This is a genomic window from Pyrobaculum neutrophilum V24Sta (assembly GCF_000019805.1).
Classification (GTDB): Archaea; Thermoproteota; Thermoprotei; order Thermoproteales; family Thermoproteaceae; genus Pyrobaculum; species Pyrobaculum neutrophilum.
Map to the genome: position 1 here is coordinate 620,215 of NC_010525.1, position 23,782 is coordinate 643,996.

The following is a 23,782-nucleotide window of genomic DNA, read 5'->3' on the forward strand; positions in this document are numbered from 1 at the left end:
AGATGCACAGGGCTTTAGCCACCGTAGCCGTGTTTAAGCTCATCATAGCCCTAGTGATTTTCATAGCTACGGTAAACCTAGACGCGGTCCTGTTGGTGAGCTGTATCCTCATGGCCGTGGCCGCTGCGATAATCAGAAGTGTACAAGAGGGGGAGGTCGCGCTTGTGTTAGTCAGCCTAATTCTCTTGATAGACGCCATTGGGTTTTTCCTCTCTATGGCCTCGGCGGCTGTGCTCCAGATAGTGGCGTATACGTTCCTCCTCGCTTGGGATGTACAGATAATAATGCTTTTCCGCCAGCTGGAGACCTAGGCGACCACCTTCACCACTCTCCGGACTCTATAGAAGTCTAGGTACCCCCACGCCTCGAGGTTTATCACCACCTCGCCTGTCCCCGCCACGATCCTCACCATGTGGTTTTTCACCTCAACTTCAACCGTGCCTCTCGTCTCTATCCTGTAGCTGAAGTTTTGGACAAATATGTACAGCTTCTCTAGATCTATAATGCCGCCGCTTTTGGCAACCGCTGGGAGGGGATACCTTTTGAATATTGCCACGAGTTTGTAGTCGTGGAGAATACGTTGCGTCAATAACATTCCCAGGGCGACCACCGCCAAGATGGAGAGGGAATCCAGCGTCAGATTCATACCTCCCGGGCCAGCCTCTCCAGATCCTCCCTTGACTGCGGAATGACCTTCATCCCTCCGAAAAAAGCCACGTTTACATCGCCGCACCAACGCGGTATTATGTGTATCTCGCTATCCGAGATATATATGTTGAAACCCTCTGGCCTCAGCTCACGCTTCTCCGCCTGTATCACCGAGTCTATCTTTTTCTTTAAAGTGGCTAGCTCTTCAAACCTCATCTCGTATATCGGCTTGGAGAGCTTAACCACTAGGTGCCCCCCGTTGAAAGGCCTGAGGGGGACCTCGACTGAGGAAACCGGATCCACTTGGCATAGAAAAACCCGTGATTAAAACTATTTGACTGGGACCTTTATGTTTAAGGCCTTTGCAAGCTCCTTGTACCTGTTTCTCACCGTGACCTCGGTGACTCCAGCGGCCACTGCGAAGTCCTTCTGTGTCCTGTTGTCGCCGTGCATAAGAGAGGCTATATACACGGCAGCGGCCGCTAAACCTGCCGGGTCTTTGCCCGCGGTGATGCCGGCTTTTTTGGCCTTCTGCAATATGTCTATGGCCGTCTTCACCACCTCCCCGCTTAGTTTAAGCTGCTCTGCTATCCTGGAGATGTAGAGCGTGGGATCGCTTATTGGCACTTTTACGTTGAGCTCGCGTAGGAGTAGGCGGTAGCATCGCGCAACCTCCCTCCTGGAGGCCTTTGTGTACCTCACCAGCTCGTCAAGCGGCCTTGGCATCTTCATCATGCGGCATGCCATGTATAGAGCGGCGGCGGCCATGGCCTCCACGGACCTCCCTCTGACGAGCTCTTTCTCAAGCGCTTGTCTGTATATCTCTAGGGCTTGCTCTATACATGGCCTCGGTATACCCATGGAGCTCCTTAGCCTCTCCAGCTCTTGAGCCGCCTGTATGAAGTTCCTCTCGTAGGAGGTCTGGACGCGAGCCCTCGTCTGCCACTTCCTTAGCCTAATGACCTCCAGCTTGCGTTTTATGTCTAGCTCTTTGCCGGAGACGTCTTTATCTCTCCAGTCTATCACCGTGGTAAGAGCCTCCGAGATAAGCCTAGTTAGAGGGGCGCCGGTGCGGGCCCTCTGGCCTCTCTCCTCTGAGGTGAAGGCCCTCCACTCGGGCCCTAGGTCTAGCAACTGCTCCTGTACCACGGCGCCGCATACGATACAGACCACCTCCCCTCTCTCGTAGTTGTAGATGAACTTGTCGTTTCCACATATGGGACACCGGTATACCTCTCCGGTGTCCGTGACAAGGCTTAAATAGCCCTCGCTATCTCTGTTTATACGTAGCTTAAGGGGTTTCCCAGAGGATGGCGGGTTGGGGGACGTCATGGCGAGTTTATAAGCTTTTTCTACTATATAAATCTTTCGTTTAGCTTAAAAACAACTATACGGCGTGTTTCAGAAGTCTCCTCACCTTCGCAAGAGCCCCGTATATCTGCGCCAGCCCACGCGCCCCCCTCAGCGTTGCGTAGTGAGCCTCGGCTACTATATATGCAAGATCTGGCTTTACATATTCTGGCACATCTAGCCTCAGCACCTCCCTGTGTATCTGCTTTAGTATCTCCAACTCGCCGACTCCTCCATCTACTACAAAGCCGTAGATCTGCGTCATCGCCTTGCTAAAGCTACCTCTCACGGCCTCGTGTAGGGTCTCCCTCAACAACTTAGGCGACACCAAGCCGAGCGCCTTCGCCACAGTCTCCTCGGTGATTTCGCGACTCGTGGCAGCGGCGATCTGGAGAGCGTTGATGGCCTTCCTCATATCTCCCTGCGTGAACTCAAATATCGTCTCCAACGCGTCGTCCGACGCCTTTATACCCTCGTTCTCCGCTATGTATCTAAGTCTTGCGATCACGGCATCTTTCGGGAGCGGGTTGAACCTCACCATCACTACTCTCGACTGTATGGGCTCGATGATCCCGCTTACGTAGTTTGCCAGTAGTATGAATCTTGTGTTTTGTGCGTATATTTCCATTATTCTTCTGAGGGCTTGTTGGGCGTCGCTTGTCATGTTGTCTGCCTCGTCTAGTATGACTAGTTTGAAGGGGGCTTTGATTGGGGCTGTGCGGGCGAATTCCTTCACCCTCTCCCGTATCACGTTTATACCTCTCTCGTCTGAGGCGTTGAGCTCCAGCGTATTCTCACGCCAGTACTCGCCGTAGAGCTCCCTCGCCAAGACAAGAGCCATGGTGGTCTTCCCAGTCCCAGGAGGGCCGTAAAACAAGAGATGCGGCATATTACCACTCCTCACAAACTCCCTAAGCCGACTCTTAACCTCCTCCAAATCCACCACCTCATCAAACGAACGAGGACGATACTTCTCAAACCAAAACAGCTCGCTCATATATAGAACTCCTCCGCCAAGTCGGTTTTTATGTATTGGCCGCCCTTCAGAAGCACGTAGCCCAGGCGGTTGAGGATCTGGAGGAGTTCATAGTCGCGGCTCGGCAACTTTTCCGAGTCTTTGACGGAGATTGGGAGCTTGTCAAGTAGGGCACGTGCCGCTTCCTTTAACACGACCACGTCTCTGTTTGCCCCCTCGTCTCGCAGAACTAGTACAAGCCCCCTTTCCATCGCCTCCCTGAGAGCTTGACGCGATTTCACCTCGGAAACAGGCATGAACTTTTTCTCTCTGAGCACCTCGACGAGTCCTCGCGGAGCTTGGACGGCCCTCCCCCTCTTCAGTTCTCTGACCTCTTCGAGGAGATTTCGTATCAAGATCTCTATTTCATCCAGCCTCTCTAGTATCTTCTTCGTGTCTTCACACTCCACGTATTCTACCCCGCCGTCATTTAAAGCTACGCATGTATCTCCACAACGTCGTTATCCGACAGCGCGTAATCTCGCCCAACTCTCTTAGGTCTCTGCGGAAAGCTCTCCCTCTTCCACACCACGGCGTATTTAAACGTCTGAAGAAGGGAGGAGTGTATCAGCGCCGCCACTTCTCCGACGGTCGCCCCAGCCTTTACTATAATAGGCTTCTCTACGTAGGTTTTTGAATGCACAGGCTTTGTAAACACCCTAATTCTGCCCGTCGCCTTTAGGATATCCTCCAGGAGCCTCCTTCTATCAATTACACAACGCCTTAAATCTGTTATGTGGTAGACGATCCCTCTCTTGGCGAAGTAGCCAGCGAGCTCCTCCGCCGGGTATAGATCAGACATTGTGACTACGGCGATGGTCGGCTTGTACTGTCTCTCAAGGTACAAGGCCTCCTCTACGTCGTCTAGAGTTACGGAGCCTTGTATGTACACAACCGCGTGGTATATGCCGTACTCGTTAAGTAGCCTCTTGACGTCGTTTGAAGTGCCGCCGATTATCTGGCCCGACCCTATGATCTGCACGCCTCCGAGCCCCCTCCTCTCAATTCTTACGTAGTTCTTAGGCGGGTAGAGGTACACCCCCTCGTCTTCAAAAAATCGGAATATCTTCTCGACCGCCTCAAGCGAGGCGTTTGCGCCGACAGTCAGCAGAACCGCGTCCGCGTTTCTGACGGTTGCGAGAGCTATCGTGTTTAAGTCGCTTTGTTGGTCGAGGACTATGCTGGGGGTCTTCACCAGCTGGACGTAGACGCCGTCTTCGATGAACATAGACGGCACCGGCTCCACCGTTGAAAAGGGGAGGTCGTCGGGCCTCATAGGCGTGTTTGTTAGACAGGTGAGTAGCGCCGTTTTGCCGGAGCTGGGGGGTCCAACCACCGCCACCTGTAGATCGCCCTCTTTAGCCACATAGATGCGCGCCCCCCCGCTCCGTATGCTTCGCGCTTTCTCCCGCCGCTCTTGCACTTCCCTCTTCAGCTCCGCCATCCTCCGCCTGATGTGTTTAATGAGCTTCTCCGTCCCCTTGTGTTTTGGCACATACGACAGGAACTCCTCCATCGCTCTGATCTTCTCCTCGGGGGTCTTCGCCTCCATAACCTTCAGCCAAGCCGCCTTAGCCTCGGCAGGAAGGTTAGCGGGCACTCGCCCCTCGGCGTCTCAATTTTTTAGCTTTGCCGCCGTCACTGTATTAAAATAGGCTGAAATGACTTCCCATGGCTGTAAACATCGAAAAGGTCAAAAGCGAGATCTCCAACGTCGTGCCCTTTAGCGGGAAGTATATAGATCCCCCGGAGGGGGAGTACGTAACCTACTTGGGGCCCGGCCAGCTTAAGGTGCCTGAGAAGGTCGTGATTGGATACATTGAGGGAGACGGGATAGGGCCCGAGGTCGCCTACGCCGCCATCAAGGTAGCCAACGCCGCTGTGGAAAAGGCCTACGGAGGGTCTAGAAAGGTCATATGGTACGAGGTCGTGGTTGGGGAGAAGGGCGAGAAGATATTCGGCACCAGGCTACCTAGCCAGAGTGTAGACGTCTTGAAAAAGGTCAGGGTTTTCCTAAAAGCGCCGTTGGAGACCCCCGTGGGGGGAGGCTTCAGGAGCATCAACGTAACGCTACGCCAATTGTTCGACCTCTATGCGAACATACGGCCGGTTAAGTACTTCCCCGGCCTCCCCTCCCCGCTGAAGAAGCCAGAGGTGGACTTGGTGATATTTAGGGAGAACACGGAAGATGTCTACGCCGGCATCGAGTGGCCGTACGACAGCCCAGAGGCGGCAAAGGTGAGGGAGTTCCTCCGGAGGGAATTTGGGATTAACCTGAGGGACGACGCCGGCATAGGCATAAAGCCCATAAGCAAATTCGGGACTCAACGCATCGCAAGGCTTGCTCTCAAGTTCGCGGTGGAGAACAAGAGGAGGGTGGTGACGGTTATGCACAAGGGGAACATACAGAAGTACACGGAGGGCGCCTTCAAGGAGTGGGCCTTTGAAGTCGCCAGGACCGAGTTTAGGCAACATGTCGTGTTCGAGGAGGAGCTTGGCCAATACGGCGGCCAGGTGCCTCCTGGAAAGATACTGGTAAACGACAGAATAGCCGACAACATGCTACAGCAGCTACTGACCAGGACAGGCGAATACGACGTCATACTGGCCCCCAACCTAAACGGCGACTACGTCTCAGACGAGGCCGCAGGCCTCGTGGGAGGCCTCGGCGTGGCTCCAGGCATAGATGTTGGAGACTGGGGGATGATGGCCGAGCCCGTCCACGGCACCGCGCCCAAGTACAGGGGTAAAAACTACGTGAATCCCACCGCCACGATCCTAGCCGTGGAGCTTCTATTTAGATTCATGGGGTGGATAGAGGCCGCCTCCTACATATCGAAGGGCGTAGAGGCTACGTATAGGTCGGGCTACTACACCGCGGACTTGGTAAGACAGATGGACGAGGAGGAGAAGAGACGTGTAAAAGAGGTGTTGGGCACGCAGGAGTTCGCAGACAAAGTTGTGGAGCTGATAAAGGCCCTATAGGTGGCCTAGATACACCACCTCTTTGGTGAAGATATCTTCGATCGGTATTCTCTCTACCTCCTTCGTCTCCCTGTTCTGCAGGTGGACGTATTTACTGTCTACGTCGACGACTACCATATCTCTACCTCTCAACTTCACCGCGTCGCCGGGCTTATACGTGGCTATGCGTATGAGGTAGGTCATGTGGTATATCCTCCTCCCGTCTTTAACGCCGACGGCTTTCGCGGTCTCGACCACGTGGCTTGGGAAGGACCTGTGTATAACATAGGCCAGATGGCGAGCTAGATTGGTAGATGTTGTATATATGTCTAAACCTGTCCTTATATATTTTATATTGCTTATAAAACCAATCTTTTTATCTTTTAGCTTAAAGAGCTCCTGCTCTATTATGCTCAGTATCTTTTTCCTCATGTCGTCGGTTAGCTCGCCTGGCGCTGCCCTGATCTGTAACAGCGCAACCTCACGCCTACTTAACATCTCTCTACAGCTTATACATAGGTCGTAGATAAGCTCCAGCTTGAGCTTGTACGTATAGACACGCGGTTGTATTGATGGATGCGGTGACCCCCTCACGGTTACCTCCAGCTCAACTCCGCCGTCCCCCTCTCTGACGGCTAGATCCTCCACTACGCCGCTAAGGGAGGCCTTCTCGGCCAGAACCTTCGCCATAAGCTCCTTCTCACCGCCTTTCCCAGGTCTTAGCCATCTACCTCTGAGAAACACGGCCCCGCAGTATTTACACCTCAGAACTCTGGCTTCCCTGAGAGTCACCAGAGGATGTCTCTCGAAGTAGCAGTCTTCGCACATCCCCTCGACAAGTCTATCCACTAGACGTCCGCAGTAGGGGCAAGGCACTTTAGCCACAGCCCCAACCAACCCTCTGTATTAATCCTTTACCGCTGAAGACCGTTCAAGCCGGCGCTCCCGTTAGCTGCTTCTTCACCTCCAACGCTATGGCGTAAGCCAGCGGCGGGGGGACGCTTTCGCCCACCTGGTTGTACTGCGCGTCCTTCGAGCCGTAGAAGATGTACCAGTCTGGATAGCCCATAAGCCTTGCCTGCTCGCGTACTGTCAAAAGCCGGTGCTCCTCGGGGTGGACAAAACGCCTAGACCCCATGACGGTTGGAGCTACGTCGTCCCATACAAGCCTTATGTAGTTCTCATAGAAGCCGCCCGCGCCTCTGTACTTCATCAAGGCCTCTCCGGGCTTGAGCTTGGCTATCCGCATCTGCTTCTTGGGGCTTAGAGTTGGGGTTTCGTGGTTCGGCAGAAGTCCGCCGTCTGGAGGCGGCATCTCGCCTATGGCCTCTCTCACTGTGCGTAGACGGAGCTTCGGCGGTTTGATCTCTATGTTTGAGACAAACACCCTTCGTCTCCTGCTAGGCACGCCGTAGTCCTCGGCATGTAGCACGTTGAAGTACACGTCGTATCCCACCCGCTTGAACTCCCTCTCTATGTAGGACCTAAGCGGCTCCTCGGCCAACGCCGCCACGTTTTCCATCACGAACACCTCGGGGCCTAGCTCCCCCACCAGCCTAATGAACTCGAGGGTTAGCTGGCCGGCTGGATCAACGTAAAGCCTGTCGGCCGGGTCCTCCATCCGGTTGGGGTTGGCGGCGGTGAATGGCTCACAAGGAGGACTCCCAATCACCACCCTTGGATTTTTTACAAACTTTGTAACATCTGTATAGCCTATGTTCCGTATGTCCTCCTCCAACACGATGGTGCTCCGGTGGTTGGCGCTGTAGGTACGCGCGGCGTCTCTATCTATCTCGATGGCGACCTTTATCCTAAAGCCGGCTTGGCTGAAGCCCAGTCCGAACCCCCCACCCCCTGCGAACAGATCCACCACCTCGGCGTTATACACGGACATGTGATGAGTAAACTATTTAAATTCACAGCGCCCGCTTTCGTATGGATTTCGCTAAGAGGCTAAAGGTTCGCCTTAGCGATTTGATAAAACTTGAGAGACCTGACGCGTTGAGTTCGCGTTATGGCAAAGCGTTTGAGAAGGCCGTGCTCGCTTTAATAAAGGCCAGAGATTCCGTGGCGGCTATAAGGACGTTTATAGAGAACTACGGCGAGCCTCACAGCGGGGCCATAAGCAAGCTGATGAAGTTGGCCCCTTGGACTAAGAAGATAGTCGAGGCCGAGCCGGCTCCTCCCGTGGTTTTTCAGATCGACGGGGTGACTATCACAGCCCAGGCCGACTTCATAGTTAAGTACGCAGACGGCAGAAAGGAGCTCGTGGAGCTGAAATCCCACATACTAAAGAGAGACGAGTGGAAAACCAAGGCCGAGTGGTCCCTCGCCACGAAGATCATGCGTATGCTGTATAGGAAGGCCGGCTACGACTACCCGCTAAGGCTGATATACTTCGTAGAGCGGGAGGGAGCTGTTACGCCGGAGGAGGAGGTGTTTATCTACCCCAAAGACGAGAAAGACGACGAGACTCTTCTAAATGTCCTCAAGGAGAGAGTTAGGAAGACTGTAGGCAAGTAAACCTCTTCCTCGCCAGCTCGTCTGCCGTTTTAATTATCGACAGCGCCTTCTCCAGGTGTGGGATATATTTGGGCTGTATCACCGCGTTTTCGTCGCCAACCATGTACTCGATGGCGCAGTCTTCGTCGGACCAGGAGAAGATTATAAACACGTAGAGCCCCTCCTGTAGCTGTATCTGGGCCAAGGCCTCGTACTGTCTCCACTCGACCGTGAAAGCCTCTATGTCCTTGTCTATCTGCGCCTCGAGATCTTTAAAGTACTGCTCCACCTTCTGTCTCATGCAGTTCTCTGGAACTCTCTTTAAATAGATTTGATTTCCACACCATGTGCCCATCATCGAGGTTGTAAAAAGCGACCTGGAGAGACTAGTCGGGCTGAGGTTTGAGGAGATAACAAGGCTTCTGGAACACGTAAAGTGCGAAGTGGAGGAAGACGCCGGCGACTCCATAAAGCTTGAGGTTACGCACGATAGGCCGGACCACTTCTCTGCGGAGGGTCTGGCGAGAACTCTAAAGGGGGTGGCCGAGGTGGAGGTGGGACTGCCGCCGATCGAGATAACCACGTCCTCTGTAGAGCTTAAGGCCGACCACATAGAGGAGAGACCCTACATCTCTATGGCGGTTGTACGCGGCGTGAGACTCGACGAAGATGCCATTAAGCAGATCATACAGCTACAGGAGAAGCTACATGAGACCTACGGTAGAGGGAGGCGGAGGTTCGCGATAGGCTTCTACGACGTCTCTAGGATACGGCCGCCTATATACTACCGGAGAGTAAGCCAAGACGATGAATATACGCCGCTGGGCTTTGACAGACCTGTGAAAATAGCCGATATGTACAAAGTCACTGAGCAGGGGCAGAAATATTCAAGTCTCATAGATAGGGAGCGGCCGCCGGCGCTCGTAGATAGCTCTGGGCAGATCATGGTGGTAATCCCCGTTTTAGGGTCAGAGTGTTGCAAGATAACAACCAAGACCCGGGACATCTTGATAGACGTCACGGGGACTGACCTCCGCTCTGTAAACAACGTGATGTCGATACTCATATATGCGCTCTTAGAGCGTAGCGGCGAGAAAAAAGTCGAAGTGGTGAAGGGCGGAAACCCCTACGTCCACAGCTACACCCGCGTAGGCGTAGACCCCGCCCGCGTGGGCGAACTACTCGGCGTAGATCTAGACCTCCAAAGGCTTAAGAGACTCGCCGAGAAGGCCAGACTGGGGTACGAAAACGGCGAGGTCGTAGTACCGCCGTATAGGATAAACGTGTTGTCGTGGGTAGACGTCGCAGAAGATATCGCGCTTATGATAGGCTACAACGCGCTACCCCGCGAGACGGCTAAGGTGTTGACGGGGGGGAGGCGCCACGCGGTGGAGGTTGCGACGCAACAGATCCGCATAGCACTCCTCTCGATGGGATTCGCCGAGGTCAACAACTACGTGTTGACCGACTCCACCGCCTACGACCTATGCACGCCGGCCGCCGTGGCGAACCCCATCTCTGAGCTATACGAGGTGGTTAGATGTTCCATAGTGCCGCAGTTGATCGCCACAGCGGCCACGCTCAAGAGGCGCGAGATCAAGATCTTCGAAGTTGGGGAGGTCGTCAGAGGCGGAAAGACTCTGAGGTCCGTAGCCTCCGTCATTAGCAGAGATGGCGCCACCTTGACAGACGGCCTCTCCGTCGTCAAGGCGCTGTGTAAGCGCCTAGGCCTCAGATGCCAAATGACACACACGTCTCTCAACTGGGCGTTGCCCAACAGAGCCGCCGCCGTCGAAGGAGATGTAAGCGGCTACATAGCCGAGGTGCATCCAGACATCTTGGCAAAACACAACCTCCTTGTCCCAACCGTCGCCTTCGAGCTCTTCTTGAAGGTTTAATACCGGAGATTTTCACATAAACGTGGCAGACGACATAGATGCCCTCCTTAGGAAAAAGGCCCTCGAGCTTGCGAAACACAGGTTGATGGAGTCCGCCCAACCTCAGAAAAGGGAGCTCACCGAGGCGGAGGCGGTTGAAATCGTGAAGAGGATAACAAAGGGGGATAGGGCGAGCGAGATTATAGAAAACGCCCTAGCGCTGTATAGACCACACGTCATTCCGCTTTTTAAGAAGCTGGCTGAGTTACATACCCAAGGCGTGATAAAGGAGCTCGCAGACCACGAGCTCTACCAAATCTTGGCTAGAGCAGGCTTCAGAGTACCTGTGAAGACTGAGGTGAAGATAGTGAGACACGGTAGAGAGTACAAAATAGGAGAGAGCTAGGTGCCTAGGTACAGCCTATAGAGCTCGGCCATCATACCGCTCCAGTTGAAGCTCCTACTTCTGTAGTCCACAAACCTCTTCACGAAATCCCTTTTACCCCTCTTCACGTACCTCATACATCTCCTACACCCAAACCAGAGGAAGACCCCATCCTCCACCAGCTCCAGGGGACCGCCGCAAGATGGGCAGACACTCGCCGTTTCCACCGAAATTAAACCCATACCTCCACGCGGTCCTCTGTTAATATAGCCGGCACACAATTTACACCCCGGGTTTATAACCAAATGACGTAGCTACGTCATGTTTAAGCTCCTGTTGAAGCTCATTGGAGGAGATAGGAAGAAGCTGTTGGAGCAGTTGAAAGAGGATCTCGAGGTTATCTAGACGTCTACAGGAGTTGCAAGGCCTCTCTCCACAAGGCTAGAGGGCTTGAACTTTAGTAGGCTACGCTCGTTGCCTCCGCCGCCGTATACATATTCGACCTCTAGAAGCTGTCTATCTATATACACAGGTATGTTTAACACAGGCGGCACAGCGCCGACGGGGTAGCCTGTAATAGACAGCACCTCTTCTGGCGTAGCTAGGCGACAGCCCAGCTTTTTCAGATCTAGCCTCTTGTCGCCCCGTATCACATAAGCCCTATACCCTCCTCCGCAGTATACCACAAGCGTTTTCACTATCCTGCTCTCGTCGGTTCCGACGGCTTGAGCTGCTTCTCGTACTGTTCTAACCGTGGCGTTTAGCCTAATCACCTCGCCGAATTCCTCAAGACCCATGTCTAGATATCTACGACGTACTGCACCATCCAGTAGTCCCCGATCTGCCGTATCTCCATCATGTGGAAGGTCATGGCTTTCACGATCAAGCCGGTGAATCCGTGTTTTTCCTGGCTGTAGATGTCGCCGTAGAGAACTGCCTTTATCCTATAGCCACCGTCTTTTTCAAGTTTCAGATCTATCTTGCGGCTTATCGCGAACTTCTCGGCGTCGAAGAGGTAGAGCAGTTCGTCTATCCACTTGAAGAGGAGGCCCTCTAGGTCGTCGTACTCCACCTCCACCTCTCTCGAGTGCTTAGGCTCGACTTTGGAGGTGCTGTATGTCACTTCCGCGAGGGCTACGGCGGCGTTTACAAACGCCTCCTCCAGAGTGCACCCATAGGCCTGGATCAACACGTCTGCGGTGTGTTCGCCGTATCTATAGTCGGCGGGCTTACCGCATGTCACGTAGGCTGGCTATACATAGCTTTAAAACCGTTAATACCAAGGCCACGATGAGGCTTCAAGTGGCGTTGGACCTGGTGGACTTAAGGAGGGCTGTGGAGTTGACGAGAGAGCTCTGCAACGCCGGGCTGGAGGTCGTGGAAGCCGGCACCCCCCTCATCAAGCTGTATGGCCTACCCGCCGTCAGCGCTATAAAAGCCGCTTGTCCCAGGGCCGAGGTCGTGGCAGACATAAAGACCGCAGATGTGGGAAGGCTGGAGGCCCAGCTGGCTAGGGAGTTCGGCGCAGACTGGGCCACGGTCCTCGGCGCCACAAACATAGAGACCATCGAGGATTTCGTCAACGGCGGTAGGTCGATGGGGCTTAAAACCGCGGTCGACCTAATCGGAGTTTCGAACCCGCTAGAGAGAGCTAGGGAGATCCTCAGGTCCGTCGCCCCGGACCTCTTCATCTTCCACCTCGGCATAGACGCCCAGAGGCGGACCGGGCTTAGGTTCGAGGAGCTTCTAGCCGCCGCCTCTAGGCTTAGGGAGGAGACAGGCATCTCTGTAGGGGTCGCGGGAGGAATTACGGAGCGCGAAATAGAGATTGTAACTAGGAGCGGCAAGAGAGTTGACGTCATCATAGTCGGAAGAGCGATCACCGGCGATGCGTCTCCTGCTTCAAGATTTATAATTATGAACAATATTTTAAAACAAGTTAGATCGCCATCTTCATGAAAATCGTACTTGTAGCTCTGTCGGGAAGCGGAAAATCGACGATTATGAACCTTGTCAAGCAGAAGTTGGGAGATGTGCAGATAGTTAACTATGGCGACGTGATGCTAGAAATCGCTAAACAGAAATTCGGCATACAGCATAGGGATGAGATGAGGAAGAAGATCCCGATCGCCGAATATAGGAAGATCCAGGAGGAGGCCGCCGAGTATATAGCGTCTCTCCCCGGCGACGTCATAGTAGACACACATGCCTCAATTAAAATTGCGGGCGGGTACTACCCAGGTCTACCCGATAGAGTTATATCTAAGCTCAAGCCAGACGTCATACTTCTCATCGAGTACGACCCGAAGGATATAATAGAACGACGTAAGAAGGATCCCCAGAGGTTTAGAGACCAAGAGACCGAGGAAGAGATAGAGATGCACCAACAAGCCAACAGGTACTACGCCTTTGCCGCAGCCAACGCTGGAGAAAGCGCCGTACACATCCTCAACTTCAGAGGTAAGCCGCAGAGTAGGCCTTTTGAACACGCCGAGATGGCCGCCGAGTATATAGTAAATCTCATACTTAAGGCAAGGCAGCAGAAGCCTTAAATAGGCTTTTTGTCGGGTTGGCCATGCCTACTGCGCTGATATACGTAATTGACATGGCGAAGAGAGATGAATACCCCACGCTTAAGAACTTCATAGCTAAGGCCGGTTACGATGTGAGAACCGCCGTCGGCTCCCGAGACGTCAACGTAAACTACCAGGTAGACTTGGAGACCGCTGGAGATGAGGAGGTTGAGAAACTTGCAGCCGAGTACGACCTACTCGCCTTGGCGGGCGGCTACAAGATGTACTACCACGTGCTGAAGAAGAAGCCTCCGCTGAAGAACTGGGACTTAAACATAAACATAGAAAGGCTAAACGCCCTGGTAACCCGTTTCTCCAAAAACGACCGGTTGGTCGTCGCGCCCCTAGCCGTGCCGGGCTATCTAGCCCAGCTGGGTTTGCTCCGCGGTAAAAACGCCACTGTTTACCCGATTACAGAGCTGATACGCATACTTAGGGAAAACGGGGCCAACTTCGTAAATCAACACGTAGTTAAAGATAGGGGGGTGGTAACCGTTGACGATATCACCACCGTCGGCGAAAAGGAATTCCTAGCCGCTTTCCGTGAAACAGCTTGAGAGCTTCGAGATCCCCCGCACCGTTGTATTCGGGCCAGGGGCTATACTAAAAATACCGGACATAGTATCGGGGCTAAGGGTCGGGAAAGTCCTGATAATATCCGGCAAATCGGCTACACAACAGTACGCGAAAACAGTGGCAAGCCTCCTCTCCGGCTACTCGGCCGAGATATTGAAATATGACGAGGTTGAGCTTGAGAAATCGGGTTTCGACCTCATCATCGGCGTGGGAGGCGGCAGACCGCTGGACATGGCTAAGGTGTACTCCTACGTCCACAAGAGGCCGCTTATTGTCGTGCCGACTTCTGCAAGCCACGACGGCATAGCCTCGCCCTACATCTCCTACATCTTGGCCGAGAAGGTGAAGAGGTATGGGAAGGTGGTGGCCTCCCCTATCGCCATAGTAGCCGATACGTCTATCATATTGAGCGCGCCGCGGCGCCTGCTTAGGGCAGGCGTTGGCGATCTGTTGGGCAAGGTCGTGGCTGTACGAGATTGGCAGCTGGCCCACAGGCTGAAGGGGGAGGAATACAGCGAATATGCCGCATTGCTCTCCCTCAGCAGTTATCGGATTGTCGTTGCAAACGCCGGCAAAATTGGGAACTTCGTACGTGAAGAGGATGTCAGAGCTCTGGTCAAAGCGCTTATAGGATGCGGCGTAGCCATGGGCATCGCGGGCTCCTCAAGACCCTGTAGCGGCTCTGAACACCTCTTCGCACATGCTATAGAGAGAAGGCTGGAGGGCGCCGAGGGGGAGGCAATACACGGCGAGCTCGTCGCGTTGGGCGCCATAGTGATGGCTTACCTCCACGGTATAAACTGGCGCCGTATTAAGAAAGCCGCAGGAGCTGTGGGCTTACCCACCACCTTAAAACAGGCAGGTATAGACCTCGACTTAGCCATAGAGGCGTTGACCACGGCGCACACGTTGCGCCCAGATCGATACACCATCCTCGGAGACGGGCTAAGCGCCAGCGCAGCAAGGAAAGCCCTGGAGGACACAGAGCTTATCTAGAAAGAGATATAAGTACCCGATCTAGTACTGGCGGTGATAGAGAGGTTTCCGGAGCGACCGATGAGCGGGCCGTTGTAGCTGACCATTGCGAACAGTTTGACGACAGTGGCCAAGACCGCCTGCTTAGCGACGCCGACCCCCTCTACTTTACAACTGAAAGCCTCGCCCTTTAGGGCGGGGAGCGCGGTCATATATCCACCTCCTCGCGTGTATGAGAAGACTGCCAAGGTAAGTCACGGGGCAGGCGGAGCATCGCGGCAGGGAGCTACATCGACGTCGGACAAGGCGGGAGTAGGGGCAAGACAGACCTTTTGGCCTCTAACAGCTCTCCTCCCATGAACGACATCTACTTACACCTTGGGGCGTGTAGACGGAGATAAAATCGATGTGACCGCCACGTCCCCCGTATGAGTTGCCCTCCACCCCGGTGTACCCGCGGCGGGTCCTTGAGCCCCCAGAGGGGGCCGGGGAGACGCTCTAGTAGAAGTCTATAGTTCTGACGCCTAGCAACCGCGGCGGTTTTCCCCCTATTGGCAGAAAGTACGGCTCCCTAGATGGTATGCTCGACGCGGCTAACACGCCCCATGACCCTAGGAAGACTACGCCTATGGCCAAACGGTGGCTTGGGAAGTAGAGCCAGCCGCTACCCGAGATCTCTTCCCGTATCTTCACCCTGCCCGGTTCCACCCTCTCGATCCTCACCCGCATCCAGCTCTTTTTCAAACTCTCGACGTATTTCCCCGCCCTCCTACTTGGTATCGACTTTATAAGCGATATATTATATTTATCGTTTTTTAAGACTATATATTTCCTATTTTTATCGAACTTGTTTTTGTATATTTTTATCACAATTTTTATTTTCTCACGGCCCACGGAACTGATAGCCGTCCCCAATTTAAGCTCTTTCGTTAATCGGTACGTACTTAAGGTCGTGCGGACCCACGTAGCACGCCCTTGGCCTAAATATCCTGTTGTTATCCCAGTACTCTAGTATGTGTGCGACCCAACCTACGACTCTTGAGACGGCGAAAAGTGGCGTGTAGTACTCATATGGTATCCCCAGGTAGTAGAGGACTATGCCGGACCAGAAATCGACGTTTGGGTATAGTCTCCTCTGTCTGAAGTATGGCAGGCTGAGGACCTCCTGTTCTATCGCGACCGCGATCGCGAACAGATTATCGCGATCTCCGTACTTGGTCATGTAGTCTCTAGCGAAATCTTTCAATATCCTGGCTCTGGGGTCGTACGCCTTATATACCCTGTGTCCGACGCCCATGAGCTTCGGCCCTCCTGGCTTCGTAGCAGCCTCTACTATGGACTTCGCTCTTGATGGATCGCCGATCTCGAGGTAGGTCCTCACCACTGCTTCGTTCGCTCCGCCATGTAGAGGTCCCTTGAGCGCGGCGACAGCCGCCGCTATGGATGAATACAGATCACTCAGCGTAGACGCGACCACCTGCGCCGCCAGTGTACTAGCGGGGACCTCGTGATCGGCGTGGAGTATGAGGTAGAGATCCAGGCCTCTTACCGCTAGACGCTCCGGCATTTTCCCGAACATGAGATAGAGGAAGTTCGCCGCGTGGGGGAGGTCCTCCCTAGGTCTCACCGGTTCTAGACCGCGCGACAGTCTGTAGTGATACGCCACGATGGTTGCCATTTTCGCCACAAGCTTCTCGGCGATCCTATAAGCGAGCGCCTTTTCCTCGTCTCCATATTTCCCAGTCCTGAGGCTTTCAGAGAGCTTCCTATTGTCGTCATCGAAGGCGCCCTCTGTAGCAATGGCGGCCTCAGCCGCAAACATCGGATGCGCATAGGCCAGGTTTTTCAAAACCTCGACAGTCGCCGGGTTGAGATCCCTATTTTTCGCCAAACGGCTTGTGAACTCGTCTAACTCGCCCCGCGTTGGGAGTTTCCCATAGAGCAGTAGATATGCGACCTCCTCATATGTGGAGTTTCTCGCAAGATCTTCGATCCTGTATCCTCTGTACCACAGGATCCCCCTTTCTCCGTCTATATCGCTTATCGACGTTGTCTTTATTAAAACGTCCTCTAGCCCATGTGCTATTTCTCCACATGGAGAGCTCATCTTTCTCTTAGAGGCTCTTTGCATAGATGTGCTGAAATCAAGCAGAGCTTTATAACAATGGCCTTGTGTGGATTCAGACGCCGGATCCCCCATATGGCTCCCTACGCGTCGTCTATTATAACCGAAAGCCTCGCCCTTTAGGGCGGGGAGGGTGTCATATCTAAAACCACATCTGAGCCGCCGTTTTGGGCAACCGCGTTTGACTTCGAATAGGTCTCTCGTCAGATAGGATGCCGACTGTCACAACTCCACCGGGTTCTAATCATCACGTTATGAAGTTAAACCCCACGGTTAATATAGTTACCCGCTATTGTTTCGCCACAAGCTGGGAGCACCTTAGCGCTATTAGGCCTAGCGCATCTGAGAAAGTATCTCCACATGCTATTACGACGCTACCGCCGTCTTCCACGTAAGGCTTTAGCGTTTCCGCCAGCCTTTTGTCGTACTTCTCCAGTGGATCGTCAAGGGGGGGCAGGGCGAGCTTGCCCTCTCTTGGAACCGCTATTAAGGCGCCGCATGCGCCGAGTCTAACAAGGCTGTCGCGGAGACCTATGACGTCTTTTACCCCCTCCATCGTTATGAAGCCCATGCACCTCCTACCGCAGAGTATCTTTTTCGCGTCGTCTAGCGGCAACATCTTAGTTATCCCACAGAGGGCTAGCGCCTCCCTTAGAAACTCCGAGCCGGCTTCGGTTATTTTAACACCTCCCTTGAGCACGGCCACGTGTCCAAGATCCCTCCCGCCCTCGAGAAGGGTTCTCACCACGCCTTCGCCGATTTTCAGCTCCTCCGCCAGGTTTTTCCTGCCCCGCGGCGTGTTGGAGATGGCTAGTACCGCGAGCATCTGGAGGTATGCGATTTCTCTGCTTTTCACAGGCTTTATAATTCTACAAGCTTAAAAAATTTTTTAAATGGATGCTTCTGGCCTATCTATGTCATCTATAAAGATAGAGGAGGTTAGGCCACATGCCGAGAGGTTCGCCGCCCACAGCCACATCAGAGGGCTGGGGATTAGAAACGGAAAGGTGGAGTTTTCAGCAGATGGCTTCGTCGGTCAGACCGAGGCTAGGGAGGCCGCGTACATAGTCGTTAAGATGATAAAGGAGGGGAAGTTCGCTGGGAAAGGCGTCTTGATAGTGGGTCCTCCTGGCACCGGGAAAACCGCTCTGGCGTTGGGCATAGCCCGCGAGCTAGGCCCCGAGACCCCCTTCGTGGCGCTGTCAGGCGGCGAGATATACTCGCTCGAGGTGAAAAAGTCGGAGTTTCTAATGCGCGCCCTCAGGAGGGCCATCGGGATAAAGATACGGGAGTGGAGGAGGGTTTACGAGGGAGAGGTGAGAAGCGTCGAGTTTAGATACGGCCGGCATCCCTATAACCCCTACCTCCAGAGGGTGCTAGGCGCCACCATTAAGCTGAGGACAAAAGACGATGAAAAAACGCTTCGCGTACCCGCCGAGATCGCCCAACAGCTCATAGAGCTTGGGGTCGAGGAGGGTGACGTGATTATGATAGACGAGGAGACGGGGACTGTGTCTGTAGCTGGCAGGGGTGAGGGGGGCGAGCAGTACGACGTGCCGGCGAGGAGGAGGGTCGAAATACCTAAGGGTCCTGTGTACAAAGAGAAGGAGGTAGTCCGCTTCTTTACCCTACATGAGGTAGATATGTCTCTCGCGAGACAGAGAGGCTTGATCTCGGCCATGATCTTCGGCTTTGCGGAGGAGACCAAGGAGATACCGGACGAGGTAAGAAGGCAGGCTGACGAGATCGTTAAAAAGACCGTGGAGGAGGGCAAGGCAGAGCTGGTCCCAGGGGTCCTGTTTATAGACGATGCCCATCTGCTGGACATAGAGACGTTTGCCTTTCTCACTAGGGCTATGGAGACGGAGTTCGCCCCAATTATCATAATGGCCACAAATAGAGGGTTTGCCAAGGTTAGGGGAACCGACATAGAGGCGCCGCACGGGATACCGCAGGACGTGTTAGACCGGCTTGTGATTATAAAGACCAGGCCGTACACCGCGGAGGAGATTAGAGAAATCGTGAGTATAAAGGCGCGGGAGCAAAACATAGCGCTCGGCGAAGACGCGCTTAAGCTCCTCACGTCTATCGGCGTAGAGCACTCTCTAAGGTACGCGCTACAGTTGCTGGTGCCGGCCTATATTATAGCCAAGGAGAGGGGCAGATCCAGCGTCGCCGCAGAGGACGTAGAGTATGTGAGGGGGCACTTCATTTCCACGAAGGAGTCGGTTGAATACGTCAAGTCCCTAGAGGGGAAGTTCCTAAGATAGCTTATTAGCCAGATACACGTTGTAGACGGCGTATAGGATCAGCACTTGTCCGATGTCGAGATATACTTGGGTGACGCCTTTTACAGATATCGTGTAAAACAGCGGATATATAGCTATGCCGTAGCCGGGAGGCGACGACGTAAACAGCAACGTGAGGTAGTGGAAGACGGCGATTGAGACCGAAAGCGCCGCTAAAGTCCAGCGGACTCTGGCGTTTGAACGGGTGAAAAACGTGGCCACAATCGCCGCGAAGAGGAGAGCCGTGAGCGTTATAGTGACCCTCCAGAAGTATAGCCAGAGGGGGGCGTCCACAACGGCGATCCCGGAGGGGGTAACCACTTTGTTGGGGGGTGGCCTGTAGGCGTCTGAAACCAGGTTTTCAACTGGCAACATAGCTGAGACCGCGGCCACGGCAACTATGGCAAGTATCAGCAACTTCGTCATTTTATCGACTGCAGTATTTTGTACTGCTCCCCCAACACGCCCAAGGCCGCGTTGAACACCAACATCGCTGCGAGAACCCAGGTGACAGCCGTCACCAGCGCCTTGCCGTTTTTCTCCCCCAACTTCCGCTGTGCTACCGCGGCGAGTAGTTGGCCGCCGTCCAGCGGATATATGGGCAAGGCGTTTAACATAGCTAGGCCGTAGTTAACCACTATCATCCAGAAGATCAGCTTGGCGAAGTCCGTGTTGTAGAGCTGGCTCCTCCTAATGGGACCTTCGTCGTAGCCCCACAGGGGGAGACTGCCGGGCCCAAGCCCGAAGAATATTGAGCCTCCCTTCTCCACGAGAGTGATGTTGAACGTCGCAAGTGTGCCGTTTCTCTCCACGTCCACAGATATGACGTCGCCGGGTTTACACCTCTGCTTCATTAGCTGGAGCGCCGATATGAGCTGGCCGCTGGTGTTGACCTCCGCCTCCACGCCGCATCCAACCACCCTCTTTATAACATCTCCCGCCCTCACGCCGCCTTTATACAGGGAGCCTTCTACGTAGAGCCAGTTGACCCTGGGGGGCGTCGTGAAGTTGACGTAATCCACCTCAACGCTGTATCTTCCAAGCCAGCTCCCCGCCACCAAGGTGACCTTATCCCCAGGTCTACACGAGACAGTCTTGTTCACGCCTAGGAGCGGGCCCATGCCGGCAAGCACGTTTACCTTGGTCAAGAAGTCGTCGGGCGTGTACACCCTCTCGCTCATGCCGCATCCATGTATCTCCAGAACCCTATCTCCGGTGTTTACGCCAAGCGCCGAAACGCCGAATACAGCCCCTTGGAGTCCAGCCCACGCGCCCAGGATCCCTAACGCCATCGCCGCCACAGCCAACACCACGTTGGCCGCAACGCCGCTCGCCAGCACTGCTACCTTAGCCTCGGTGCTGGCCTTTTTGAAGCTTTCCTCGTCCGGCTCAACAAACGCCCCGCTGAATACATACAACAGCGAGAAGACGCCCACCGACTTTACAGGAATTCCGTATCTCAACGCGGCGTAGCCGTGCATGAGCTCGTGCAACACAACGGAGACGACGATGGCTACGGCCAAATACGGCAGTTGATCCCAAGGCAGAGTTACGCCGGGGACTATCGGCGTTACTCCCGCCGAATGCGCCGCCGCCTCCTCCACCGGTCTCCCCCCAGCCAGAGATTTAATTGCAGACAGCGTGCCGCCGACCAACATGTAGAGGAATCCTGAAAGGAGCTGCACTTGCCCATCGGGGCGCACCAACGGCATTGCTAAAAACACAGGCATGAGAAAAAGCACAACCACGGCGGCTAGATACGCCCTAAGAGGTATAAAGCTCAGCTTCTCCGTAAACCTAGCCACATACGCCACAAGCCTCTCGCTTTTCCAATAAATCGCGACGAAGTACCTGACGGCCCTTTTGTCTACTAGGTACACCAGCCCCACGAGGAGCACCCAGCTGGCCAGAAACACCAACGCGTTTTCCACGTCGCCTGAGAGATCTGCATATTAATTATTTAGCTCTAGATCTCCACAACAGAGCCGGCGCCGATCTTGAAGACGTTAAACTTCCTCTCCAGCTCTTTTACGAATTGGGGGGCCGTGTGCGTCACCACTAGGCATCTGGCGCCGAGCAACCGGAGCTCCGCCACGACTCTGTGTTGGACATATGGGTTAATGGCCGTGCCTCCTAACCCACCCACGACGCACCTAGCCTTTAGCCCCCTTCTCGACAGCTTGTGGTTGGGTAGGGTGTAGAGGCCGCAGGGGGTGATCAACACGTTGTCGACGTATAACACGCTCTCCCAGCGCTCCCAGAACAAGCTGTATTCAACCCCCCTAACCCTGAGCCTCAGATCCCCGCTTGGCTTGACCACCGGCACATTGAAGAGGTCGAAGCCGCCGGCGTGGTGGCTACTGCCCGGTACGCCGGCGACGCCCAGCAACGGCCTTGATGGATACCTAGACAGAAACGCGGAGGCGGCCTCTCTGCTACAGCTGTCGAACAGCAACACATCGTTTATCAGCAAGCCAAAGCCATGGCTAGGCTCAAGGGAGCCGGGAAAGTCTGAGCAGACCGCCGCGATTTTTACCACGCCTCCACCGTATTATAAGGTTTATAAACTGCGCCACTTCCCAACGCCATGAGGCGCGTTTTAATCAGCGCGGTCTCTATACTGGCGTTTGCCACGATACTCACTTTCTTCCCAAGCGATTATTTCACCGCCGTCCTGCTGTACTTCGTACTGTTCTTCGCGGTATCTATCTTCATAGGCGTAAGGACGTACAGGAGAGGCATAGCGAATGTACAAGAGATCTCTAGGGGCAAGCCGTTGATGGAGATAGACGAGAAGGAGGTCGATAAACTTCTGGAGAAGGACAAGGCGTTGATGGACGAGTACAGGAAGTTCGCAAGGGCGTCCTTCATGCCGCTACTCATACTCCCCGGCTTTATACTGCTGGCCACCTTCCTCTTCCCCACCTTGCCGCACGTGGCCGAGACATCGCTGGGCGCATCAATAGGCCCAACCGCGGCCAGGTTCATAAGCTACGTCGCGATCTTCAGCGTGTTCTCAGCCATATCTATGCTGGCGTTTAAGCCCCCCGTGGTGCCGCGCATCGTGAGAAGTCTCAAGGTCTACGAAGCCGGAGTTGTGATAGACAAAACCCTGGGTTTAAAAGCCCCGCTTGAGGTATCTGAGTACAAGATTAACGAGGAAAGGCGTTTCATAGAGTTCAAGCTAAATAACCAAGTGTTCAGGATATATCACAGAGATGTAAAAGAACTTGATGCTGTTTTATCTAGGCTACTACGCCTAAAACAGTGAGGCCAGAGAGCCGGCGATCTCCTCCTCGCTTGGGCCTTTCTTCTCCTCCTCTTCCTTTTTCTCCTCTGCCTTGGCTGCAGGCGCCGCGGCGGCCGTAGCAGTTGGAGCCGCCGCCGGGGCGGCGGCCACTGGGGCGAAAGCCGCCGACTTTATAGCCTCCTCTATGTTCACCTCCTTAAGCGCCGCCACGAGGGTCTTCACTCTCACCTCGTCTGGCGATATGCCTGCCGCTTGGAGCACCTTCGTGAGATTTTCCTCGTTTATCTCCTGTTTGGCGTAGTGGAGCAACAGGGCGCCGTATATGTACTCCATGGTTGAGAGCGAGAAGGAGACCTTTAAAAATTTTTCAGACCTCCTCGATTTTGACGTTTTTAGCCTTCAGCTCAGACAGAACCTGCTCCGCCTTTTCTGGAGGAAGCTTTATCGTGTAGAGGTAGCCTGAGAGCCTTGCCTTCAGTTTTACGTACTCCGGGTACCGCTTTACTCTCACCTCCTCAGCCTTTTCGCCATACTGTCTCCACAGCTCGAGCAAAAACACCTCCTTAGGCATAGTGGGGGGAATGGGCTATGTATATAAGTTTTAACGATATGGCCGGGGTAACCCGCCAGGCTCATACGCCCCCCTACAGGGGTGTTGCCTAGGGCAGTATTTGGTACATCTACTTATTTAAAGTTATCCGACGTCTCTGTGTCTATACTTGATATGGGGGAGGGTTCTCATGACCTCGAAGGCTAGGTTGGAGAGCTGGTTGAGGAGCTTGGCCACCGCCTGCTCGCCCAGGGCCACGGCCCTCCTCTCCGCCCACCTTATCCACACCCTAGCTTCGTCTACGGCGCTACACTCCGGCGAGGCGCAGGCGATCCAGCTCCTCAGCGGCTCCTCCGGGGCATGCGCATACGCCAACTTAAGCGCGCGTTTGTACAAGGCCGTGGCTGTGTCTAGGTACTCCGCCCTCCCCGTCGCCATGTAGAAGCCGAGCTCCATCAGCGAGAAGGCGGCCAGCCTCATGATGCGGGCCTGCGGCCTCTGGAGGACGTTCGCCGCCTTATGGGCATATGTCGTTGCCGTATCGAGGGCGCCGTACAGCTTAACGACGGGGTCGTCCTTCCTCGCCCTACGCGCCTCCCCCCTCCAATACACAAGGGTATCTCCACCGTCGCCGGGACATGAAAACCACATCAGACAGGGCTTGGCTAACACCACCAGTTTTCCAACTCCTAAATAAATACACA

General features: G+C 54.3%; 32 protein-coding genes. 11 read left to right on the plus strand and 21 right to left on the minus strand.

What is annotated here, in order from left to right:
- Positions 1–2 precede the first annotated feature (2 nt).
- Complete coding sequence (locus tag TNEU_RS03455; RefSeq protein ID WP_148682320.1) at positions 3–311, plus strand: hypothetical protein; 309 nt, start codon at positions 3–5, stop codon at positions 309–311.
- On the opposite strand, the gene TNEU_RS03460 is transcribed toward TNEU_RS03455, so the two are convergent.
- Genes TNEU_RS03460 through TNEU_RS03485 form a run of 6 tightly spaced genes read right to left on the minus strand, consistent with a single transcriptional unit; the run spans position 308 to position 4,613 of the window.
- A complete protein-coding gene (locus TNEU_RS03460; RefSeq protein WP_012350051.1) occupies positions 308–646 on the minus strand; it encodes a hypothetical protein in 339 nt (112 codons plus the stop codon). The genes TNEU_RS03455 and TNEU_RS03460 overlap by 4 nt on opposite strands.
- Positions 643–951 (minus strand): HIT family protein, encoded by a 309-nt coding sequence (locus tag TNEU_RS03465; RefSeq protein ID WP_012350052.1) that lies wholly within the window; start codon positions 949–951, stop codon positions 643–645. Before TNEU_RS03465 ends, TNEU_RS03460 begins: the two co-directional genes overlap by 4 nt.
- A gap of 27 nt (positions 952–978) precedes the next feature.
- Positions 979–1,980: a transcription initiation factor IIB gene (locus TNEU_RS03470; protein WP_012350053.1), complete on the minus strand. Its 1,002-nt coding sequence runs from the start codon at positions 1,978–1,980 to the stop codon at positions 979–981.
- 55 nt (positions 1,981–2,035) lie between these two features.
- Positions 2,036–2,995 carry a replication factor C small subunit gene (locus TNEU_RS03475; protein ID WP_012350054.1) on the minus strand — a complete coding sequence of 320 codons (960 nt, stop codon included), beginning with the start codon at positions 2,993–2,995 and terminating at the stop codon, positions 2,036–2,038.
- Positions 2,992–3,423, minus strand: a complete 432-nt coding sequence (locus TNEU_RS03480; protein WP_012350055.1) for a hypothetical protein — start codon at positions 3,421–3,423, stop codon at positions 2,992–2,994. The genes TNEU_RS03475 and TNEU_RS03480 overlap by 4 nt, the downstream gene beginning before the upstream one ends.
- A 26-nt stretch (positions 3,424–3,449) precedes the next feature.
- The gene (locus TNEU_RS03485) at positions 3,450–4,613 is read right to left on the minus strand and encodes a TGS domain-containing protein (protein WP_012350056.1); all 1,164 of its coding nucleotides are present in this window, start codon (positions 4,611–4,613) and stop codon (positions 3,450–3,452) included.
- 71 nt (positions 4,614–4,684) lie between these two features.
- Here TNEU_RS03485 and TNEU_RS03490 point away from each other — a divergent pair, with 71 nt between their 5' ends.
- Positions 4,685–5,998: an NADP-dependent isocitrate dehydrogenase gene (locus tag TNEU_RS03490; RefSeq protein WP_012350057.1), complete on the plus strand. Its 1,314-nt coding sequence runs from the start codon at positions 4,685–4,687 to the stop codon at positions 5,996–5,998.
- Here the strand turns inward: TNEU_RS03490 and TNEU_RS03495 are convergent.
- Both TNEU_RS03495 and TNEU_RS03500 read right to left on the minus strand, forming a co-directional pair.
- On the minus strand, positions 5,993–6,862 hold the full coding sequence (locus tag TNEU_RS03495) for an NMD3-related protein (protein WP_012350058.1): 870 nt from the start codon (positions 6,860–6,862) through the stop codon (positions 5,993–5,995). The two genes, TNEU_RS03490 and TNEU_RS03495, sit on opposite strands and share 6 nt — an antisense overlap.
- A gap of 46 nt (positions 6,863–6,908) precedes the next feature.
- Positions 6,909–7,865: a DNA cytosine methyltransferase gene (locus TNEU_RS03500; RefSeq protein ID WP_148682321.1), complete on the minus strand. Its 957-nt coding sequence runs from the start codon at positions 7,863–7,865 to the stop codon at positions 6,909–6,911.
- A gap of 47 nt (positions 7,866–7,912) precedes the next feature.
- Here TNEU_RS03500 and TNEU_RS03505 point away from each other — a divergent pair, with 47 nt between their 5' ends.
- Positions 7,913–8,500: a hypothetical protein gene (locus TNEU_RS03505; protein WP_012350060.1), complete on the plus strand. Its 588-nt coding sequence runs from the start codon at positions 7,913–7,915 to the stop codon at positions 8,498–8,500.
- Here the strand turns inward: TNEU_RS03505 and TNEU_RS03510 are convergent.
- Positions 8,478–8,780 carry a hypothetical protein gene (locus TNEU_RS03510; protein WP_012350061.1) on the minus strand — a complete coding sequence of 101 codons (303 nt, stop codon included), beginning with the start codon at positions 8,778–8,780 and terminating at the stop codon, positions 8,478–8,480. The two genes, TNEU_RS03505 and TNEU_RS03510, sit on opposite strands and share 23 nt — an antisense overlap.
- A gap of 46 nt (positions 8,781–8,826) precedes the next feature.
- On the opposite strand from TNEU_RS03510, the gene pheT reads away from it, so the two are divergent.
- Both pheT and TNEU_RS03520 read left to right on the plus strand, forming a co-directional pair.
- A complete protein-coding gene (gene pheT / locus TNEU_RS03515) occupies positions 8,827–10,377 on the plus strand; it encodes a phenylalanine--tRNA ligase subunit beta (RefSeq protein WP_012350062.1) in 1,551 nt (516 codons plus the stop codon).
- A gap of 22 nt (positions 10,378–10,399) precedes the next feature.
- A complete protein-coding gene (locus TNEU_RS03520; RefSeq protein ID WP_012350063.1) occupies positions 10,400–10,762 on the plus strand; it encodes a hypothetical protein in 363 nt (120 codons plus the stop codon).
- Here TNEU_RS03520 and TNEU_RS03525 read toward each other — a convergent pair.
- The 3 genes from TNEU_RS03525 to TNEU_RS03535 all read right to left on the minus strand — a co-directional run bounded on the left by TNEU_RS03525 (position 10,759) and on the right by TNEU_RS03535 (position 11,984).
- Positions 10,759–10,983, minus strand: a complete 225-nt coding sequence (locus TNEU_RS03525) for an NAD-dependent DNA ligase LigA (protein ID WP_012350064.1) — start codon at positions 10,981–10,983, stop codon at positions 10,759–10,761. The two genes, TNEU_RS03520 and TNEU_RS03525, sit on opposite strands and share 4 nt — an antisense overlap.
- Positions 10,984–11,142: 159 nt before the next feature.
- Positions 11,143–11,538: an aminoacyl-tRNA deacylase gene (locus TNEU_RS03530; RefSeq protein ID WP_012350065.1), complete on the minus strand. Its 396-nt coding sequence runs from the start codon at positions 11,536–11,538 to the stop codon at positions 11,143–11,145.
- 2 nt (positions 11,539–11,540) lie between these two features.
- Entirely contained in the window at positions 11,541–11,984 is a 444-nt protein-coding gene (locus tag TNEU_RS03535) for an archease (protein ID WP_012350066.1), read from the minus strand.
- Between the two features lie 47 nt (positions 11,985–12,031).
- On the opposite strand from TNEU_RS03535, the gene TNEU_RS03540 reads away from it, so the two are divergent.
- Genes TNEU_RS03540 through TNEU_RS03555 form a run of 4 tightly spaced genes read left to right on the plus strand, consistent with a single transcriptional unit; the run spans position 12,032 to position 14,886 of the window.
- Positions 12,032–12,700 carry an orotidine 5'-phosphate decarboxylase / HUMPS family protein gene (locus tag TNEU_RS03540; protein WP_012350067.1) on the plus strand — a complete coding sequence of 223 codons (669 nt, stop codon included), beginning with the start codon at positions 12,032–12,034 and terminating at the stop codon, positions 12,698–12,700.
- Positions 12,697–13,293, plus strand: a complete 597-nt coding sequence (locus TNEU_RS03545) for an adenylate kinase (RefSeq protein ID WP_012350068.1) — start codon at positions 12,697–12,699, stop codon at positions 13,291–13,293. Before TNEU_RS03540 ends, TNEU_RS03545 begins: the two co-directional genes overlap by 4 nt.
- A gap of 23 nt (positions 13,294–13,316) precedes the next feature.
- Positions 13,317–13,871: a DJ-1/PfpI family protein gene (locus tag TNEU_RS03550; RefSeq protein ID WP_012350069.1), complete on the plus strand. Its 555-nt coding sequence runs from the start codon at positions 13,317–13,319 to the stop codon at positions 13,869–13,871.
- Positions 13,858–14,886 (plus strand): sn-glycerol-1-phosphate dehydrogenase, encoded by a 1,029-nt coding sequence (locus TNEU_RS03555; protein ID WP_012350070.1) that lies wholly within the window; start codon positions 13,858–13,860, stop codon positions 14,884–14,886. Before TNEU_RS03550 ends, TNEU_RS03555 begins: the two co-directional genes overlap by 14 nt.
- Positions 14,887–15,363: 477 nt before the next feature.
- On the opposite strand, the gene TNEU_RS03560 is transcribed toward TNEU_RS03555, so the two are convergent.
- The 3 genes from TNEU_RS03560 to TNEU_RS03570 form a co-directional block, all read right to left on the minus strand.
- Positions 15,364–15,735: a hypothetical protein gene (locus tag TNEU_RS03560; RefSeq protein WP_148682322.1), complete on the minus strand. Its 372-nt coding sequence runs from the start codon at positions 15,733–15,735 to the stop codon at positions 15,364–15,366.
- 46 nt (positions 15,736–15,781) lie between these two features.
- Positions 15,782–16,996, minus strand: a complete 1,215-nt coding sequence (locus TNEU_RS03565; RefSeq protein ID WP_012350072.1) for a citrate synthase/methylcitrate synthase — start codon at positions 16,994–16,996, stop codon at positions 15,782–15,784.
- A 283-nt stretch (positions 16,997–17,279) separates the two neighbouring features.
- Positions 17,280–17,846, minus strand: coding sequence for a DUF4443 domain-containing protein (locus tag TNEU_RS03570; RefSeq protein WP_012350073.1), 567 nt, complete (start codon positions 17,844–17,846; stop codon positions 17,280–17,282).
- A 58-nt stretch (positions 17,847–17,904) separates the two neighbouring features.
- Here TNEU_RS03570 and TNEU_RS03575 point away from each other — a divergent pair, with 58 nt between their 5' ends.
- A complete protein-coding gene (locus tag TNEU_RS03575) occupies positions 17,905–19,260 on the plus strand; it encodes a RuvB-like helicase (RefSeq protein WP_012350074.1) in 1,356 nt (451 codons plus the stop codon).
- Here the strand turns inward: TNEU_RS03575 and TNEU_RS03580 are convergent.
- From TNEU_RS03580 to TNEU_RS03590, 3 genes are read right to left on the minus strand one after another with little or no spacing between them, the layout of a single operon-like run.
- Positions 19,252–19,704, minus strand: a complete 453-nt coding sequence (locus tag TNEU_RS03580; protein WP_012350075.1) for a hypothetical protein — start codon at positions 19,702–19,704, stop codon at positions 19,252–19,254. The genes TNEU_RS03575 and TNEU_RS03580 overlap by 9 nt on opposite strands.
- Positions 19,701–21,209, minus strand: a complete 1,509-nt coding sequence (locus TNEU_RS03585) for a site-2 protease family protein (protein ID WP_148682323.1) — start codon at positions 21,207–21,209, stop codon at positions 19,701–19,703. The genes TNEU_RS03580 and TNEU_RS03585 overlap by 4 nt, the downstream gene beginning before the upstream one ends.
- Positions 21,210–21,244: 35 nt before the next feature.
- A complete protein-coding gene (locus TNEU_RS03590) occupies positions 21,245–21,817 on the minus strand; it encodes a hypothetical protein (protein WP_012350077.1) in 573 nt (190 codons plus the stop codon).
- A gap of 48 nt (positions 21,818–21,865) precedes the next feature.
- On the opposite strand from TNEU_RS03590, the gene TNEU_RS03595 reads away from it, so the two are divergent.
- Positions 21,866–22,549 (plus strand): DUF2208 family protein, encoded by a 684-nt coding sequence (locus TNEU_RS03595; RefSeq protein ID WP_012350078.1) that lies wholly within the window; start codon positions 21,866–21,868, stop codon positions 22,547–22,549.
- On the opposite strand, the gene rpl12p is transcribed toward TNEU_RS03595, so the two are convergent.
- From rpl12p to TNEU_RS03610, 3 genes are all read right to left on the minus strand, one after another.
- Positions 22,538–22,861, minus strand: coding sequence for a 50S ribosomal protein P1 (rpl12p, locus tag TNEU_RS03600; protein ID WP_012350079.1), 324 nt, complete (start codon positions 22,859–22,861; stop codon positions 22,538–22,540). The two genes, TNEU_RS03595 and rpl12p, sit on opposite strands and share 12 nt — an antisense overlap.
- Positions 22,862–22,895: 34 nt before the next feature.
- On the minus strand, positions 22,896–23,099 hold the full coding sequence (locus TNEU_RS03605) for a 50S ribosomal protein L38e (RefSeq protein ID WP_012350080.1): 204 nt from the start codon (positions 23,097–23,099) through the stop codon (positions 22,896–22,898).
- 123 nt (positions 23,100–23,222) lie between these two features.
- A complete protein-coding gene (locus TNEU_RS03610; RefSeq protein WP_148682482.1) occupies positions 23,223–23,750 on the minus strand; it encodes an ATP:cob(I)alamin adenosyltransferase in 528 nt (175 codons plus the stop codon).
- Positions 23,751–23,782 lie beyond the last annotated feature (32 nt).

Coding starts and splice junctions, on each gene's coding strand:
- TNEU_RS03470 (WP_012350053.1), bottom strand. CDS start 1,980: ATGACGTCCCCCAACCCGCCATCCTCTGGGAAACCCCTTAAGCTACGT.
- TNEU_RS03490 (WP_012350057.1), top strand. CDS start 4,685: ATGGCTGTAAACATCGAAAAGGTCAAAAGCGAGATCTCCAACGTCGTG.
- TNEU_RS03605 (WP_012350080.1), bottom strand. CDS start 23,099: ATGCCTAAGGAGGTGTTTTTGCTCGAGCTGTGGAGACAGTATGGCGAA.
- TNEU_RS03580 (WP_012350075.1), bottom strand. CDS start 19,704: ATGACGAAGTTGCTGATACTTGCCATAGTTGCCGTGGCCGCGGTCTCA.
- TNEU_RS03550 (WP_012350069.1), top strand. CDS start 13,317: ATGCCTACTGCGCTGATATACGTAATTGACATGGCGAAGAGAGATGAA.
- TNEU_RS03575 (WP_012350074.1), top strand. CDS start 17,905: ATGTCATCTATAAAGATAGAGGAGGTTAGGCCACATGCCGAGAGGTTC.
- TNEU_RS03530 (WP_012350065.1), bottom strand. CDS start 11,538: ATGGGTCTTGAGGAATTCGGCGAGGTGATTAGGCTAAACGCCACGGTT.
- TNEU_RS03475 (WP_012350054.1), bottom strand. CDS start 2,995: ATGAGCGAGCTGTTTTGGTTTGAGAAGTATCGTCCTCGTTCGTTTGAT.
- TNEU_RS03455 (WP_148682320.1), top strand. CDS start 3: ATGCACAGGGCTTTAGCCACCGTAGCCGTGTTTAAGCTCATCATAGCC.
- TNEU_RS03525 (WP_012350064.1), bottom strand. CDS start 10,983: ATGGGTTTAATTTCGGTGGAAACGGCGAGTGTCTGCCCATCTTGCGGC.
- TNEU_RS03540 (WP_012350067.1), top strand. CDS start 12,032: ATGAGGCTTCAAGTGGCGTTGGACCTGGTGGACTTAAGGAGGGCTGTG.
- TNEU_RS03505 (WP_012350060.1), top strand. CDS start 7,913: ATGGATTTCGCTAAGAGGCTAAAGGTTCGCCTTAGCGATTTGATAAAA.
- TNEU_RS03595 (WP_012350078.1), top strand. CDS start 21,866: ATGAGGCGCGTTTTAATCAGCGCGGTCTCTATACTGGCGTTTGCCACG.
- TNEU_RS03460 (WP_012350051.1), bottom strand. CDS start 646: ATGAATCTGACGCTGGATTCCCTCTCCATCTTGGCGGTGGTCGCCCTG.
- rpl12p (WP_012350079.1), bottom strand. CDS start 22,861: ATGGAGTACATATACGGCGCCCTGTTGCTCCACTACGCCAAACAGGAG.
- TNEU_RS03565 (WP_012350072.1), bottom strand. CDS start 16,996: ATGCAAAGAGCCTCTAAGAGAAAGATGAGCTCTCCATGTGGAGAAATA.
- TNEU_RS03510 (WP_012350061.1), bottom strand. CDS start 8,780: ATGAGACAGAAGGTGGAGCAGTACTTTAAAGATCTCGAGGCGCAGATA.
- TNEU_RS03545 (WP_012350068.1), top strand. CDS start 12,697: ATGAAAATCGTACTTGTAGCTCTGTCGGGAAGCGGAAAATCGACGATT.